We start from the raw sequence: 17485 nt of genomic DNA, 5'->3' as shown, positions 1-17485 counted from the left end.
GGCTGTCACGCGACGCCGTTTTGCCTGTTTTTTGCGTCGCGTGACACGCTCGCGACGTGCAGGCTTGACTCGGTTTTGCTCAGCCTGGCTCGAAATGTTGGAATTACGCCATTCTTCGATGGTGGGGCTGAGTGACGGGTGATCGAGGACGGTCGCCGGCTGTCACGCGACGCGTTTTTCGATGATTTCATCGCCGCGTGACAGAGCTGTGACGGAGCTGTGGCGGGCCGGCTGTCACGCGATGCCGTTTTGCCTGTTTTTTGCGTCGCGTGACACGCTGTACCGGCTCAGCGGAGCTCGGCTTTGCTTGGTTTGGCTCGAGATGTTGGAATTCCGCCGTTCTTCGATGGTGTGGCTGAGCGAGGGGTGATCGAGGACGGTCGCCGGCTGTCACGCGATGCGTTTTTCGATGATTTCATCGCCGCGTGGCAGAGCTGTGGCGGAACTGTGGCGGGCCGGCTGTCACGAGACGACGTTTTGCCTGTTTTTCGCGTCGCGTGACACGCGCGGCGCGACGCGTGGGCATGGTGATGGTGCGTTTTGGCGTTGCTTGATTCAGTGAGGTGAGCGGTACCGCCGTGAGGACTCGAGAAATGATTGCGCGGGGGAAAGGGAGCGGGGCGTCGCTTCGTGACAGCTGACGGATGATCGCCGGCGACGGTGCGACATCCATGCATGATCAATCCGCCAGCGTGCAGCGCCCGTCTCACGGCTCACGGCGCACGCTGCATGTCGCATGCAGCCAAAAGACCCGTAAGCATGCAGATTCTCGATTATAAGCTTGATTGCAAGGATTATGGAGTATCGAATAGGCAATCCGCGAATCCGACACGCCGGGCGAATCGATGCACATTTGGGTATTGACATTTTGCTCGACTCGGTATATGGACAGCGAAACGTGTTTGACATACCTGAGCGGTACTCTGTCTACGCATTGCCAAAGAACCGCGAGCCCGCCGGGCCCGCCCAAAACGATATGAAGGTGGTTTCGGTGACTTTCCACGCCCCGCTCGATCTGAGCATCCATGAATCACAAGGTCTGTACGACCCAGGCGCCGAGCATGACGCCTGCGGTGTGGGCATGGTTGCCACGCTCAACAGGAAGCCGGAACGACGAATCATCGACGACGCCATCGAGGTGCTCGTCAATCTCAACCACCGCGGCGCGGTAGGTGCCGAGGAGAACACCGGTGACGGCGCGGGCATCCTCATGAGCATGCCCGACGAGTTCATGCGTGCCACCGCCGGCGTCGAGCTGCCCGAAGCCGGCCACTATGCCGCCGGCATCGCGTTCCTTGATCGCGATATCGCCACCTCGGGCCAGCAGGAGCAGGCCATCGCCGCCATCGTGCGCGACGAGGGACTGGAGGTGCTCGCGTGGCGCGTCGTGCCCACCAACCCGGACGGGCTCGGACTTCAGGCGCTCGCCTCGATGCCCAGCTTCAAGACGCTGATCGTAGCCGATCCGAACGGCGAACTCGCCGGCATCGACCTCGACCGAAAGACGTTCCGCATCCGCAAGCGCGTCGAGCATGAGGTCGGCATCTACTTCGCGTCGCTGTCCGCCCGCACCATCACCTACAAGGGCATGCTCACCACGATGCAGCTCACGCCGTTCTTCCCCGACCTGAGCAATCCGGCCATGAAGGCGACGATCGCGATCGTGCATTCGCGCTTCTCCACGAACACGTTCCCCAGCTGGCCGCTCGCGCAACCGTTCCGCCTTATCGCGCACAACGGCGAGATCAACACCATCCAAGGCAACCGCAACTGGCTGTCCGCCCGCGAAGGCCGCCTCAGCTCGCAGCTGCTCGGCGAATTCAAGCCGCTGCTGCCGATCACCACGCCAGGCTACTCGGATTCCGGCACGTTCGACGAATGCCTTGAACTGCTGCACCTCGCCGGCCGCTCACTGCCGCACGCGATCTCGATGATGCTGCCGCCGGCATGGGAGAACAACGACCAGCTCGACCCGGACGTGCGCGCGTTCTACGAGTACAACAACACGCTGATCGAACCGTGGGACGGCCCGGCCGACATCATCTTCACCGACGGCACGCAGGTCGGCGCGCTGCTGGACCGCAACGGATTCCGCCCCGGCCGCTGGCAGCTCACCGACGACGGCTATCTCGTGCTCGCATCCGAGGCGGGCGTGCTGCCGCAGATCGACGATGCGCACGTCGTCTCCAAGGGCCGTCTGGAGCCCGGCAAGATGTTCCTTGTGGACACCGCGGAAGGCCGCATCATCCCCGATGAGGAGATCAAGAAGCAGCTCGCATCCCAGCATCCCTACCGCCAGTGGGTCGAAGGCAACTCCGTCGAGCTGTCCGACCTGCCCCAGCGCGAGCATGTGAGCCATTCCGGCCAGTCCGTGCAGCGCCGCCAGCGCGCGTTCGGCTACACCGAAGAGGATTTGAAGCTTCTGCTCACCCCGATGGCGAACACCGGCAAGGAGCCGCTCGGCTCGATGGGCAACGACAATCCGCTGCCGGTCCTCTCCAAGCGCAGCCGCATGCTGTTCGACTACTTCCACCAGAAGTTCGCGCAGGTCACCAACCCGCCGCTCGACTGGGAGCGCGAGGAGATCGTCACCTCGCTCGAATCGGCGATCGGCCCCGAGCCGAACCTGCTGGAGGACAGCGAGCTGCACGCCAAGAAGATCCTCATTCCGCTGCCGGTCATCAACTCCGACGAGATGGCGCAGCTCAAGCGGCTCGACCGTGCCAAGGTGCTCGGCGGCTACTATCGCCCGTTCGTCGTCAAGGGCCTCTACCAGGTCGCCGGCGGCGGCAAGGCCCTTGAGGAGCGTCTTGAGGAGATCTTCGCCGAGGTCGACGAGGCGATCGAGAACGGCAGCAATTTCATCGTGCTGTCCGATCGCGACTCCAACCACACGTGGGGCCCGATCCCGTCGCTGCTGCTCACCGCGGCCGTGCAGCATCATCTGCTGCGCCGCCACACCCGCACCCAGATCTCCATGGCCGTCGAAGCCGGCGACGTGCGCGAAATCCACCATGTCGCCCTGCTCGTCGCCTATGGTGCCGCTTGCGTGAACCCGTACCTCGCGTTCGAGTCCGTCGAGGATCTCGCCCGCACCGGATATCTCAAGGTTGATGCGCACACCGCCGTGAGGAACCTCACCAAGGCGCTGTCGATCGGCGTGCTCAAGATCATGGCCAAGATGGGTGTCTCCACGATCATGAGCTACCGTGGCGCGCAGCTGTTCGAGGCGGTCGGCCTGAGCAAGGAGACGGTCGACAAGTACTTCACCGGCACCGTTTCACAGGTCGGCGGCGTCGGCCTCGACGAGATCGCCGAGGAGGTGGCCATCCGTCACCGCGTCGCCTATCCGAACCAGTGGACTGCGTTCCCGCACATGAATCTCGAAACCGGCGGCGAATACAAGTGGCGTCGCACCGGCGAGGATCATCTCAACGATCCTGAGGCGATCTTCCTGCTGCAGCAGTCCACCGCGCGCGGCGACTACCAGATGTTCAAGAAGTACTCGGCGCACATCAACGACACGTCGAACCGCATCATGACGCTGCGTGGCCTGATGAAGTTCAGGCACGACCGCAAGCCGATCGACATCAGCGAGGTCGAACCGGCGTCCGAGATCGTCAAGCGCTTCTCCACCGGCGCGATGAGCTACGGCTCCATCTCGCAGGAGGCCCATGAGACGCTCGCCATTGCGATGAACACGCTTGGTGCGCGCTCCAACTCCGGCGAGGGCGGCGAATCCGACGACCGCATCGTCGATCCGCTGCGCTACAGCCGCATCAAGCAGATCGCATCCGCGCGATTCGGCGTCACCTCCGACTACCTGGTGCACGCCACCGATCTGCAGATCAAGCTCGCCCAGGGCGCCAAGCCCGGCGAGGGCGGCCACCTGCCGGGAGCGAAGGTCCCGCCGTGGATCGCCAAGGTCCGTCACGCCACCCCGGGTGTCGAGCTCATCTCGCCGCCGCCCCACCACGACATCTACTCGATCGAGGATCTGAAGCAGCTGATCAACGACGCGAAGATGGCGAACCCGAAGGCGCGCATCCACGTCAAGCTCGTCTCCGAGTTCGGCGTCGGCACGATCGCCGCCGGCGTGGCCAAATGCCATGCCGACGTGGTGCTGATCTCCGGCTACGATGGCGGCACCGGCGCGGCTCCGCTCAACGCGATCCGCCACGCGGGCACCCCGTGGGAGATCGGTCTGAGCGAAACCCAGCAGACGCTGATCCTCAACGGTCTGCGGTCGCGCATTGTCGTGCAGTGCGACGGCGAGCTCAAGACCGGTCGCGACGTGGTGATCGCCGCGCTGCTCGGCGCCGAGGAATTCGGCTTCGCGACGGCCGCGCTGATCGTCGAAGGTTGCGTCATGATGCGAGCCTGCCAGAAGAACACCTGCCCGCAGGGTATCGCCACGCAGGACCCGGAGCTGCGTGCCCGCTTCGCCGGCAAGCCCGAATCGGTGATCAACTTCTTCATGTACATCGCCGAAGAGGTGCGCGAGATCCTTGCGGAACTCGGCTTCCGCACCCTCGAGGAGGCGGTCGGCCACGTCGAGTGCCTCGATCAGAACGAGGCGATCAAGCGCTGGAAGGCCGATGGCATCGATCTGTCGCACGTGCTCATGCAGCCCGGTCCGGTCCCCGGCACCATCCTGCACAACACCGAGCCGCAGAACCACGAGCTGGAGAAGGCGCTCGACAACCGTCTGATCGAACTGGCGCGCCCCGCGCTGGAGAACCGCGAGCCGGTGCGCATCGACGTGCCCATCCGCAACGTCAACCGCACGCTCGGCACGATGGTCGGCTATGAGATCACCAGCCGGTACGGTGCCGAAGGACTGCCGGACGACACCATCGACATGACGTTCCACGGTGCCGGCGGCCAGTCGATCGGCGCGTTCATCCCGCGCGGCGAGACGATCCGCGTCTACGGCGAGGTCAACGACTACGCCGGCAAGGGACTGTCGGGCGGACGTCTGATCGTGCGGCCGAACGAGCACGTCACGTTCAACCCGCATGAGAACGTGATCGCGGGCAACGTGACCGGCTTCGGCGCGACCTCAGGCGAGATGTTCGTCGCAGGACGCGCGGGCGAACGCTTCGCCGTGCGCAACTCGGGCGCGACGTTCGTGGTCGAGGGCGTGGGCGACCACGGCTGCGAGTACATGACCGGCGGCACGGTCGTCGTGCTCGGCCCCACCGGGCGCAACTTCGGCGCCGGCTTCTCCGGCGGCAACGCGTATGTGCTCGATCTCGACATGACCAAGGTCAATCCCGAGGGGCGCGACAGCGGTGCGCTGCTGTTCGAGCCGCTCGACGAGACCACCGAGCCGGTCGTGCGCGCGCTCGTCAAGAAGCATGCCGAGGAGACCGGTTCCGCGTTTGCAGCCGAACTGCTCGACAACTGGGATGAGAACGTGCTGCGCTTCACCCGTGTGGTGCCCGAGCACTATCTGGCCATGACCCGCGCCATGAAGCAGGCCGAGGAAGACAACATCGATTTCAATGCGCCCGGCGCCTGGGAACAGGTGTACGAGCATGTGATGGAAGGAGCGCACTGACATGGGAGATCCTCGTGGATTCCTGAAGGTCCGTACCCGTCGGGAGCTCGCCGAGCGTCCGGTCGCCGAGCGCATCAAGGACTGGCTTGACGTGCACGCCGAATCCGGTCTGCAGCCGTGGACCACCGAACAGGCGGCGCGCTGCATGGACTGCGGCACCCCGTTCTGCATGACCGGATGCCCGCTGGGCAACATCATCCCCGAATTCAACGATCTGGTGCGCCAGGAGAAGTGGGAGGACGCGTACAACCGTCTGTCCACCACCAACAACTTCCCCGAGGTGACCGGCCGCATCTGCCCAGCGCTGTGCGAGCAGGCGTGCGTGCTCGGCATCCACCAGCCGCCGACGATGATCAAGAACGACGAGTGCACGATCATCGATCAGGCGTGGGATCTTGACTATGTCAAGCCCCTGCCGCCGCAGCGCCTGACCGACCAGACCGTCGCGATCGTCGGCTCCGGCCCCGCCGGCCTCGCCTGTGCGCAGCAGCTGACGCGCGCCGGGCACACCGTCGTCGTGTACGAGCGCGACGACGCGATCGGCGGACTCATGCGCTACGGTATCCCGAACTTCAAGCTCGACAAGCGCCTGCTCGACCGCCGTATCAAGCAGATGGAGGCCGAGGGCACGCGCTTCCGCACCGGCGTGGAGATCGGCAAGGACATCACGTGGGACGATTTGCGCTCCCGCTATGATGCGGTGGTCGTCGCCATCGGCTCTCGCGTGCCGCGCGACATGAAGCTGCCCGGCCGCGAACTCAAGGGCATCCACTTCGCGATGGACTTCCTGCCTGACGCGACCCGCCGCGTCTACGGCGTCAAGCCGGTCAACGACATCACCGCCAAAGGCAAGCACGTCATCGTGATCGGCGGCGGCGACACCGGCTCCGACTGCCTCGGCACGTCGATCCGTCAGGGTGCGAAGGACGTGACCGTGCTGCAGATCATGCCGAAGGAGCCAAGCTCGCGTCCGGCGAACCAGCCGTGGCCGACGTTCGCGCGCCTCTACCAGAAGACCTCCTCGATGGAGGAGGGCGGCACCTATATGTACAGCACCGATTCGGTCAACTTCATCGGCTCCGACGAGGAGCAGGCCCGCGTGCACATCGAGAACTCGACCGCGACCGAAGGCTTCATCGCCGACGAGACCGGTCACGTGACCGGACTGAAGGTCGTCGACGTGGCACCGGGGGAGAACGGTCCGTTCACCCGCCAGCCCGGCACCGAACGCGTGCTGCCCGCCGATCTCGTGCTCATCTCGGTCGGCTTCCTGCACCCCGACACGACCACGCTTGTCGATCAGCTGCCCGTCGAGCTTGACAAGCGCGGCAACGTGGCTCGCAACGACAAGTTCGCCACGTCGCAGGACGGCGTGTTCGTCGCCGGTGACGCGGGTCGTGGCCAGAGCCTCGTCGTATGGGCGATCTCCGAGGGGCGCTCCTGCGCTGCCGCCGTGGACGAATACCTGACCGGCACGACCGAGCTGCCCGCGCCGATCGTCGCCTCGCAGCGTCCGATGGCTCTGCCGCGCTAAGCAGAGCGCCAAGGGCAGTACGCCGGAATCGGTGCCAACTGCCAATCGCCGACCGCTGAAAGTCCTTCCGCCCTTACGGGCGGGAGGACTTTTTCGATATCGCGCCGATATCGCGCGGCATTTTCACCGGTTGCTGGTCTGGTTGCTGAGACAGCTGAGACAGCTGAGACAGCTGAGACAGCTGAGACAGTACACCTTGCGCTAAAGCAGTGCGCTAAAGCAGCGTGTTATCTCGGGGCAGTGTGCTGTCACAGTGCTGTCACGAGGCGTCTTTAGCGCAAGTGTCTTTAGTGCAGTCTTTAGCGCAAGGATTTCTCGGGGAAAACGGCCATCTCGTAGAATCTTTGCGCTGGGACAGGGCTTAGCGCAAAGATTCTACGAACTCAAGGAGGATTCCGAATAATCCTTGCGCTGCGAGGCCTGTTATCGCAAGGATTCTACGAACTCCGGGCAAATCCCGAAAAATCCTTGCGCAAACAAAGCACAAAGCACAAACGAGAGGGGAAGCGCAAGCGAGAGAGGTGGAGAAATGTAGGGAGGGGCACAGGAGGGGAGTCGGGGGAAAAAAGGACGCCAGAGCCGGGATGCCGATGAGCGCAAGTTCCGTGGTGCTTCTTGGTCGATGAGCATCCTACCCGAAAAGCGCCCTTCCCCTACCATCCCAACGGCTCAGCAACGAACCATCACCACCTAATCACCACCCAGTCGGTCTCGCAAACTCTGTCCGTTCGTATGATGCGGCGCGGCAGCGTCGCCGTGTCGCATCTGCGAGCATGAGTGTCGTGCGGCGAGATGATTCGTCGTACCGGGATGTTCGGTGCCGCAAGGCATGCACATCCCGTCGTTGGCCACCCGCGTATTAATTGCTGCTGCAGAGTCAGCACAGGGTAGAAAGTGAGTCTGTCATGCCCCACAACACGATCAAGATGAACGGACAGCCGTTGACGAGTCAATCATGGGACAAGCGTTCGTGGCGCTCCACCGGCTTTCTGCCGGTCGTGGCCGTAGCGGTTGCGGCTCTCGCACTTGCGACGGGACTGATATGTTGGATGCTGACCATCGCGCGGTCGTTATAGTCCGTTACCGTTACCATATCCGCAAACGATGAGGGAGGACCGCTGTGATCGGCAAGGTGCGCCATGCATGGGTGAGTGATCGCACGCGGATGCTGTACATGGTGTTGTCGGCATTGTGCCTGGTGTATTTCCTACTGCAATGGCTCAATACGGATGGGATGTCGGCTGCGGACACGGTCCAGTTCGCTGTCATCGCGCTGTTGACTGCATTGCTGCCGTTGCGTCCATGCGTAGTTGCGGTAATGCTGCTGCTGGCTGATGCCGTCATGGTGTTCGCCCCGTTTTCCGATATGGGATTCATCCCGGGGCTTGCTCCCATGCTGCTTGCCGCTGCGGCGTTGGGAGTGCAGTGGGGGAGCCTGTGGACGGGCGGTGTTGCCGTCGCGGTCACTGAATTCGCTGCTGCGGTGCAGAGTGTCGCGGATTTTTCGTTCAACGATGTCCTGTATGCCGCGATTAGCGCCGCGGCGAGTCTTGCGCCGTTGTCGATAGCATGGGCGATCGGTGCGCTGGTGCGATGGGCGAGATTTGAGGAGGCGGAGCGTATCAAAGCGCAGACTGCGGTCGCACGGCGTGAGAAGCATCTTCATATTCTGCATGTGCTGCATGATTCGGTGGCGAACGATCTGGTGTATGCGGTGACGCAGTGCCGCGCTGTGCGTTCGGCGATTGCCGCATCGCAGTCTGTTTCGGTTGATGCGGACATGCGCATCGATGAGATCATTACCGTGCTTGAGCGTTGTCTGACGCAGATGCGGCAACAGATCATCGTGCCAACCAAGAACGAGTTGCTCGGGATTGCGCAGGGGGAGGAGCGTTTGGAGGAGACGCCGATCGCGACTGCGGCAGCGTCGTATCGGCGCAGTGACCTTGCTCCGGCGCTGTTTGACTTGGAACAGGTGATGCGTGAGATGGGCAGGCGCCTTCGCGGACTGGGATTCGAGGGGGAGCCGCAGATCAGCGGTCATGTTGCCGCCTGCGACGAGGACACGCTTCGTTTCGTTGCGGATGCCGTACGTGAGTTTGGCGGGAACATGGCGAAATACGGTCGTCCGGGAGCGTATTCGCTGGCGGTTGACATGCAGCGCGACGGTGGGGTGTCGATCAGCGCATCCAACCCGATGCACGACGATGCTGCTCGTAGTGACGTAGACGGCGTTGACGGCGTTGACGACCGTGGCGATGTGCGCCCCGAGGCCTCGTCTTCCGGCAGCGGTCTCGCCGTTCTCGCCAAAGAGGCAGGCCGCCGGGGTGGATTCCTTTCATGCAGCGCCGAGGACGACGAATGGACAGCGTATGTCAGCGTTCCGTCTGCGGCCGCGGCTGCGGCCATCGGATCGGATGAGGCCAACGATGATCATGGATATCAGCAAAGGGCGGAATCATGAACGGGCATAATACCGACGCGCGGGCGTTCATCGGCATTGTGGACAATGATCCGCTGGTCGCTCGCGCCTTGGAGGCGATGTTCACCGATCGTCCCACGCCGCTCAAGGTGCTGTGGAACGTGCGATCGGCCGGTGAGGCGTTGACGTTATGCGATGATGCGATGACCCGCCCCGACGCGGTGCTTACCGATTTGATGATGCCGCTCATGGATGGCAGGCAGCTCGCCGAACGGCTTCGTGCCCGATATCCCTCGTTGGGCATCGTCGGCATGAGCGCGTTCCAGATGATGCACACGGTCGAGGAGCTGCGATCGGCCGGCATGTCGCAGGTGCTGCGCAAGGAGGCGCCGCTTGAGGACTATGTTCATGCCATCGGCATGGCGTTGGGCGATCGTGCGCTGATCGATTGGACCGAACGCTCCTTGGCGTTTGAACGCATGATGCTCACTGACACGGAGATCACCGTGCTGCGCGAATATCTCAAGGGCCGTACCACGCCGGCCGTTGCGCGACTGCTGCATATGAGCGAAGGCACGGTCAAGACGCACATGCGCAATGCGTATCGCAAGATGGGTGTGCATTCGAGAGCCGAGGCGATTCGTATCTGTGTGCGCGAGCACCTGCTGTAGGCGTGCCAGTCGCTGACACCGAGGCCACAGCGTCCAGGAACGCAAATGCGCAATCATTTCTTGCAGCAACGGGCCATCACAGCAGACCATCACAAGAAATGATTGCGCATAAGGTTTAAGACGGACTCTGCACCCGTCCAGCCGACAGCGACGAGCACTGTCGGAGCACTGTGAGAACAGTGTCGGAACAGTGTCAGAAAAGAGTGTCGGAACAGCGTCAGACGGCGGTGCCGTTCTCGTCGAGATTCGGATTGTTGCGATAGTTGCCGGCCGTGAAGAACAGGCTCAGCACACCCACGGCGAACACGATGGCGGTGGTCAGCACCAGCCACAGCGGATGCGTGGGCAGCCAGATGATCACGACGAACGCGATGCCGGCGAGCGCGATGAGCAGCCAGCTGAGCACGCGGAACCACTGACGGGTCGAGTGCGGCGAGCGGAACGCCTTCGGATTGCTGTAGTCGGGATTGGTGGTCAGCGTCAGATCGGCCTGTTCGATCGTGCCGCCGGACGGCTTCCACTCGCCGTCGGTGCCGTCCTGAATGCGCTGCGACTTCTCCTGCAGCGCGTATTCGTCGATCATGCCGGCGCGGGCACGGCCCCTGGTCTGATCGTATTGGCTGGGGATTCCCCGGCGCTGGTTCTTCGCGGCTTTGCGACGTTCGGCACGGTTCGGCATCGTACAACTCCTGTTTGTTCTGTTTTCTGTCGGCTTGCCGCGTTTTTCCTCGGGGCTTCCTTGGATGCGGCACGGCGGGCCGATTCGGATAACACCGAGAAGCCATTTTACTCCTTTGTCTCGTCAGTCGCGTGCGACATGCGCGTTTGGTGATATGTGCGTTTCGAGACGGCCGATGCCTTAAAGTTGTTCGTGGTGGCATCCAGTGGCATCCATATGCGGACGGTCGTCGTGCGCTGTGGGCCTCCCTTGGGTATCGATGCCATCGATGCCGATGAAGGCCGATGAAGGAGGACTTCCATCATGAAAGTTGACATTCTCACCCGTGAATACCCGCCGCACGTCTACGGCGGTGCCGGCGTGCACGCCGAGGAGCTGTCCAAGGTGCTTGCCGAGCGAGTCGATGTGACCGTGCGCGCCTTCGACGGGCCCCGCAGCAATGCGGACGTGCCCGCGATCCCGAATGCGGCCGAGGCGAAGGGCAGCCTTCGCGTCGTCGGCTATGATGCGCCCGGTCAGCTCGCCGGCGCGAATCCGGCGTTGAAGACGTTCGGCGTGGATCTGCAGATCGCCTCCGACGTGGACGCCGACATCGCGCATGCGCACACCTGGTACACCTGCCTTGCCGGGTATCTTGCCAAGATGCTGCACGGCACGCCGCTGGTCATCACCGCGCATTCGCTGGAGCCGTTCCGCCCGTGGAAGCGCGAGCAGCTCGGCGGCGGCTACAATCTGAGCTCCTGGGCCGAGAAGGACGCCTACGAGCACGCCGATCGCGTGATCGCCGTCTCCGGCGGCATGCGCAACGACATTCTGACCGCCTATCCGAATCTTGATCCGGACAAGGTGGTCGTCGTGCACAACGGCATCACCATGTCCGAGTTCGCCACGCCGGCCGCCGACGATCCGGCGTGGGGCGTGTTCGACCGCTACCACATCGACCGCAGCAAGCCGACGCTGCTGTTCGTCGGCCGCATCACCCGCCAGAAGGGTCTGCCGTACCTGCTCAAGGCGTTGCACTTCGTCAACAAGGACGTGCAGGTGGTGCTGTGCGCCGGCGCCCCCGACACCCCGGAGATCATGGAGGAGGTCAAGACCTCCTTCGCGGAGCTCGACGCCAAGCGCGGCAACATCATCTGGATCGAGGAGATGCTGCCGAAGAAGGAGCTGAGCGCTTTGGAGCACGGCTGCGACGCGTTCATCTGCCCGTCCATCTACGAGCCGCTCGGCATCGTGAACCTTGAGGCGATGGCATGCGGTCTTCCGGTGGTCGCCTCGGCGACGGGCGGCATCCCCGAGGTCGTCGTGGACGGCGAGACCGGCTATCTGGTGCCGATCGACCAGCTGCACGACGGCACCGGCACTCCCACCGACCCGGACAAGTTCGTGCACGACATGGCCGACGCGATCAACCGGGTCATGGCCGACCCCGAACGGGCGAAGGCGATGGGCCAGGCCGGCTATGAGCGTGCCCGCGACAAGTTCAGCTGGGAGTCGATCGCCGATCAGACGATCGCCGTCTACCAGTCGGTGCTCGACGAGCGCAAGTAGGTTCCGCACACCGCGCCTCCCTCCCTTTGACGGGGAGGACCAGCGGTGCGCGCATCCTGCCTCCCTCTGATGAGGGAGGCGCGGCCGTCGAAATGTAGGCATCCGTGACGACCAGCCTGCCTCCCTCTGATGAGGGAGGTGGCACGCGAAGCGTGACGGAGGGAGAGACCGGAGGAGACCAAGAGACCAATCGTCACACGGTCTCTCCCTTTCGCATCCGAGTCATGCCATGCGCAGCCGGGCACACATCGCTATGATTGTCCATCATCGACAACAACCATCGAACAGCAAAGGCACCACCGTGAACCCAGCCGAAGTCCTCAAACTGGAGAACGTTGAATTCCGCCGCAACCGGCGCGTCATCATCACCGACGTGAACCTGACCATACGCGCGGGGGAGCGGTGGGTGCTGTTCGGCCCCAATGGCATCGGCAAATCCACGGCCGTGGGCATGCTCGCCACGCGCACGTTCCCCTCCGAAGGCCGCGTGTTCATCCTCGGCCACCAGCTCGGCAAATACGACGTGTTCAAACTGCGCACGCGCATCGGTCTCGCCTCCGCCGATCTGGCCCGCCAGTTCCCGCCGTTCGAGGACCCGCTCGACGCCGTGGTCACCGGGCTCACCGCAGTGACCGGCCGCTGGCAGGACACGTACACCGAGGAGGAATACGAACGTGCGCGCGGACTGCTGCGTGATTTCCGCGTGAGCTATCTGGAAGGCAAGCAGATGTGGCGGCTGTCTGAGGGCGAGCGCACCCGCGTGCTCATCGCCCGCGCGCTGATGGGCGACCCGGAACTGCTCATCATGGACGAGCCGACCACCGGACTTGACTTGGGTGGGCGCGAACAGGTGATGCGCACCCTGAGCCGCATCGGCGAGGAGAGCTCCGATCGCGCGGTGGTGCTCGTCACGCATCGTTTGGAGGAGATTCCGACCGGATTCGACCACATCGCCATCATGGGACGCAAGCCGATTCCAGCCGAGGATGCCACCGATGAAGGCGTGGATGCGATGGGCAACCCCGGTGCCGGCACCATCGTCTATTCCGGCGCGCTCGAAGACGGTCTTACCAATGCGCGGCTGACCGACCTGTTCGGCATGCCGATCGAGGTCGAGCACAGCCACGGTCGCTGGTCCGCCTACGCGGTGTGAAGGCGGCTCCGGGCGGCACTGTCGTCGTCGTGCCCTACTCGTTGCGCAGCATCGATACCATGTACATGGGAAGATACGTGACGCCATCCTTTGCGCTTACATTGGTTTCAGCGAGGACATAGGCGTTGTCGATGTCGTATCCGGGTGTCGACATCGCATTGTCAAGAGCGGCGTGAGATCGGAATCTGGTTCCCGATTTGATCTCAAGCGCCACAACGTCGCCATCATTCGTTTCGACAAGGAAGTCCAATTCCCCGATGCCTTTTCTGGTGAAGTAATACAGGTGATCGAATCCGTGCGCGACGAGTTCCTGCGCAGTGACGTTCTCGTAGACACCGCCCATGTTCATCGCGGCGTTGCCGTCGAGAATACCCAGTGCGGATTTCTTGCCATACGAGCTGACCAGCAGACCGACATCCGAGTAGAACAGCTTCATCAGTCGGCGTTGCGAGTTGGCCCGCAGCGGGGCGATAGGAGCGGAGGCGTTGAAGACCGGCAATGCCACATTGGCTTGGGTGAGCCACAGGAATTCGTCTTCGATCTGGCTGAATCGTTTGATGTCGGTGATGGAGCTGATCTGGAACCGGCGGTTCTGACTTTGCAGTTCGTTGGGGATGAGCCGGTAGATCTCCTGGATGGTAAGCCGGTTCTCCTTGGGAGCGTATTGCTTGATGTCGTGCTCATAGTATGTGCGGATGTTCGATTGGATGGCTCGCACGGGATCGATGGTGTTGTTCTCGATGAAGGAGGTCACGGCTGCCGGCATGCCACCCACCAGCAGATAACGGTGGAACAGGTCGGTGAGTCGGCGATGGATGAAATCGGGGACTTCACTCGTGTTCGCAAAGCATTCGCGTACGACGTCGAACACGGTCTCCACGAGTCCGTTCGCCCAGCAGAATTCCTCGAAGTCGAGCGGATACATGGCGAATTCGTCCAGATAGCCGACTGGCAGTGATCTGACGTCCTCCAGCTCCACGCCCAGCAGCGAACCGGAGAGAATGAAGTCGTAGTCGCCCTTGTCCGCGAGTCCTTTGATGAAGGTCACGATCTGGGGGCATTGCTGGATCTCGTCGAGGAACACCAACGTTTCCCCGGGAACGAGCGGTTCGCTGGCAGCGACGGAGATGCGGAACAGCAGGTCATCGGGACTGGTCGCCTGAGCGAAGGATAGTCGGGCGTTGTCGTCAAGCACGAGGTTGAATTCGACCATGTGGCTGTATTCGGCACGGCCGAACTGCTCGATGATGAAGGTCTTGCCCACTTGCCTCGCGCCCGTCACAAGCAACGCTTGCTTGGTCTTATGGGTTTTCCAGAATCTGATGCGCTCATAAGCCTTGCGTTTCAATGGTGTTACCTCCACGGATGACATTCGTCAGATTTCAGTATAGCCTGTTTTTGCATTTATCTTGATTTCGGAACACCTTGTTCAAACACTTATCGCTATTCCATTGATGCTTATATCGGCATTTGTCGTGATTCGTATGGGGTCTGGATCGACATTCGTCACGTTTTGATGTTCCGCGTGGTCACAGCGCGAACGCGAGCTCCTCGCGCAGCGCGGGGCGGTTCGGGTAGCGTGCGACGATGCCGCGCGCCACCACGCGCGTCGCATCGTCGCCGAACACCGCTGCCGCCCGTCGCAGCTGTGCGGCGATCTGCCGATAGATCCCTCGGCGCGATTCCAGTCGTGCGCTGCCGCCGCGTCCGTCATGCCAGCCATTCCCACGATCGATGCGGAACGCCGCCCCGGCCGCCAATCCGAGCGCTTTCATCGCCATGCCAGGCTCCACGGCTCCGGCGGGCAGCGCATCGAGGATGATCATCCACGCGGCATCGGGATGGTTGATCGCCAGTACGTGCAGCAACGGCAGCGGCGGATAGTCGATCGCGGTGCAGCAGACCATCGCCTCGTCCGACAGCCGTTCGTCGATGATGATCTGCTCGTATGCGGGATTGCGCAGGATGCTCTGACCGGTTCTACCTAGCGTGATGCCGGCGATCGTCTCCGACCGGCGTTTGATGCGAGCGATGACGTCGCGTGCGCAATCCCATGCGAGCACGCGCGCGGTCTCATGCCATTCCTCGGTGCTGATTCCGCCATGCCGACGCATCAGGGCGCGCAGATCGGCGACATAATGCACGTCCGTCTTGTCGTCGCAGGCGATGATGTAGTGCCGGTATACGCCGGCGAGCATGGCCACGTCCGCCAGCCCCTCGGCGCAGCATTCCATGATCGTATGCCACCCGTGCGGTAGCAGATCGGGCAGCAGACCGTTGCGACTGATGTCCAGATCCGCTTCCCGCGCATCGGCGCTCATGGCGAGGAACCGGCTGGCCGTCATGTAGGCGGAACGGAACCGGTTCTCGCGAATCATGACGGCGGCATCCATCAGCGTCAGCGGCGACGAGGAGGGGTGTGCGTCAAGCAGCTGCCGTCGTCGGGCGTCGTCGTCCGACAGCGCGAACAGATCGTAGGCGGCCATCAGCGTGAACATGCGCAGGATGCGCGCGCTTTGGGGTGGCATGGCGGATTCGCAATCGGGGCAGCCGAAGTGGTCGCCGACGTCGTCGTCATCGTCGTAGTCCGGGCAATTTGGGCAGTCGTGGTCATACGGGTAGTCAGGGTCGCCTGGATCGTAGTCGGAATCGCCCAGATTGCGGACGAGCGCGTTGTCGATGACATCGTACGCCCACATGCGCTTGTCGTCGTATCGGGCGAATGCGAGCGCGCAGGAGATCAGCAGCATGCTGTTGAGCGGATCGCATCGGCGCAGATCGTCGTCGTAGGCGGCCTGCTCGATCGTGCTCAGCGCCTTGCCGGCATCGGTGGAGTCGGCGAACTCGGCCACGTTCTCCATGAAACAGCGGATGCGCATGACCAGCCTGTCCATCAGACCCAACAGCGGCATGGGATCGACGTCGATGCCGTGGATGAACGTGATGATCGAATGCACGCACAGTCGCAGATTGCTGCAGGCATTCGCAAAATCGCGCGATTGCAGGGCGTTGTCGGCAACCGTCAGGATGGCGTCGATGAACTGCTGATATGGCGCGTCGCCCCTGTACGTGGTGCCGGGACCGCGCCCATCCCCGGAATCGTTCGTGTGCGCTGCCTGATCGGGATCGTCCCCGTCATGGCCGGCATCCCCGTCGAGATTCTGCCGGTATTCGCCATAGTCGCGTATCGCGGTGAAGATCAGTTCCTGCGCCTGCGACTGGGCAAGCAGCGGCTGCTCGGCATTCGGGGCGCTCAACATGGTTTTCGCGGTGTTTCGCAACACCGTGGACCACATGAACAGCAGATGGCCGTCGCCCTGATCGAGCCGTTTGGCGAGCGCGTGCTGGATGGGCGCAAGTACGGTATGCGCGATCGCCGGCCGGTCGGCGTCATCGTCGCGATGGTTCTCTGCGGCGACGAGTTGCCTGCGCAGTTCGAACAGCACCGCTCCGATGTGCTTGCAATATGGCGTGCTCTGATACGGGCAGGTGCAGGCCGCGGATTGGATGCGGATGATGCTGCCTCGCGACTGCCTTGCGGATTCGCCGGTTTCGGCGGCGTCTGTCGTGTCGTCGGCTTCGGCTGCGGTGCTGCCTGTGTCGGTGGCGCTGTCTGCGTCGGTGGCGCTGAGGCGAATGTCCACGTCGTAGTGGTCGTCGCTGGTGCCGGTCACCTGCGCATGGTAGAGCTGTGGCGCGATCTGACGCACCGGGCCGACGCGGCCGGATTCCCAATAGCCGGTTGCGCGCTCGAGAATCTGCGGGTTGTCGGTGAACAAGGTTTCGAATGATGCCAACGCTGGCTTTTCTGGAACGGCCATATGCCGATTATATCGGATGCGGTCCGTTCGCGTGCGCGGCGACGTGCCTCACGTTTTTTGAGCGCGTAATGGTTAGTGGTGCCTCATTGGA

General features: G+C 62.8%; 9 protein-coding genes. 6 read left to right on the top strand and 3 right to left on the bottom strand.

What is annotated here, in order from left to right; genetic code table 11:
• The first annotated feature begins 991 nt into the window (after positions 1 to 991).
• From gltB to EHS19_RS09105, 4 genes are all read left to right on the top strand, one after another.
• The gene (gene gltB, locus EHS19_RS09120) at positions 992 to 5563 is read left to right on the top strand and encodes a glutamate synthase large subunit (RefSeq protein ID WP_151917446.1); all 4572 of its coding nucleotides are present in this window, start codon (positions 992 to 994) and stop codon (positions 5561 to 5563) included.
• A gap of 1 nt (position 5564) precedes the next feature.
• Positions 5565 to 7097 (top strand): glutamate synthase subunit beta, encoded by a 1533-nt coding sequence (locus EHS19_RS09115; protein ID WP_151917445.1) that lies wholly within the window; start codon positions 5565 to 5567, stop codon positions 7095 to 7097.
• A 1120-nt stretch (positions 7098 to 8217) separates the two neighbouring features.
• Positions 8218 to 9561, top strand: coding sequence for a hypothetical protein (locus EHS19_RS09110; RefSeq protein ID WP_151917444.1), 1344 nt, complete (start codon positions 8218 to 8220; stop codon positions 9559 to 9561).
• The gene (locus EHS19_RS09105; protein ID WP_151917443.1) at positions 9558 to 10190 is read left to right on the top strand and encodes a response regulator transcription factor; all 633 of its coding nucleotides are present in this window, start codon (positions 9558 to 9560) and stop codon (positions 10188 to 10190) included. The genes EHS19_RS09110 and EHS19_RS09105 overlap by 4 nt, the downstream gene beginning before the upstream one ends.
• A gap of 217 nt (positions 10191 to 10407) precedes the next feature.
• Here the strand turns inward: EHS19_RS09105 and EHS19_RS09100 are convergent, their stop codons facing one another.
• The gene (locus EHS19_RS09100) at positions 10408 to 10869 is read right to left on the bottom strand and encodes a tripartite tricarboxylate transporter TctB family protein (protein ID WP_151917442.1); all 462 of its coding nucleotides are present in this window, start codon (positions 10867 to 10869) and stop codon (positions 10408 to 10410) included.
• Positions 10870 to 11172: 303 nt separating this feature from the next.
• Between EHS19_RS09100 and glgA the strand changes: the two genes are divergently transcribed.
• Entirely contained in the window at positions 11173 to 12420 is a 1248-nt protein-coding gene (gene glgA, locus EHS19_RS09095; protein ID WP_151917441.1) for a glycogen synthase, read from the top strand.
• Between the two features lie 253 nt (positions 12421 to 12673).
• Entirely contained in the window at positions 12674 to 13573 is a 900-nt protein-coding gene (locus EHS19_RS09090; protein ID WP_421745541.1) for an ABC transporter ATP-binding protein, read from the top strand.
• Between the two features lie 34 nt (positions 13574 to 13607).
• Here the strand turns inward: EHS19_RS09090 and EHS19_RS09085 are convergent, their stop codons facing one another.
• Entirely contained in the window at positions 13608 to 14921 is a 1314-nt protein-coding gene (locus EHS19_RS09085) for an ATP-binding protein (protein WP_206666345.1), read from the bottom strand.
• A 181-nt stretch (positions 14922 to 15102) separates the two neighbouring features.
• Positions 15103 to 17370, bottom strand: a complete 2268-nt coding sequence (locus tag EHS19_RS09080; RefSeq protein ID WP_241677186.1) for an SWIM zinc finger family protein — start codon at positions 17368 to 17370, stop codon at positions 15103 to 15105.
• Positions 17371 to 17485: the final 115 nt, after the last annotated feature.

Source organism: Bifidobacterium jacchi (assembly GCF_009078285.1).
Taxonomy (GTDB): Bacteria; Actinomycetota; Actinomycetes; order Actinomycetales; family Bifidobacteriaceae; genus Bifidobacterium; species Bifidobacterium jacchi.
Note: the sequence above shows the minus strand (reverse complement) of the source record. Positions and strands in the feature narration are given on the sequence as shown.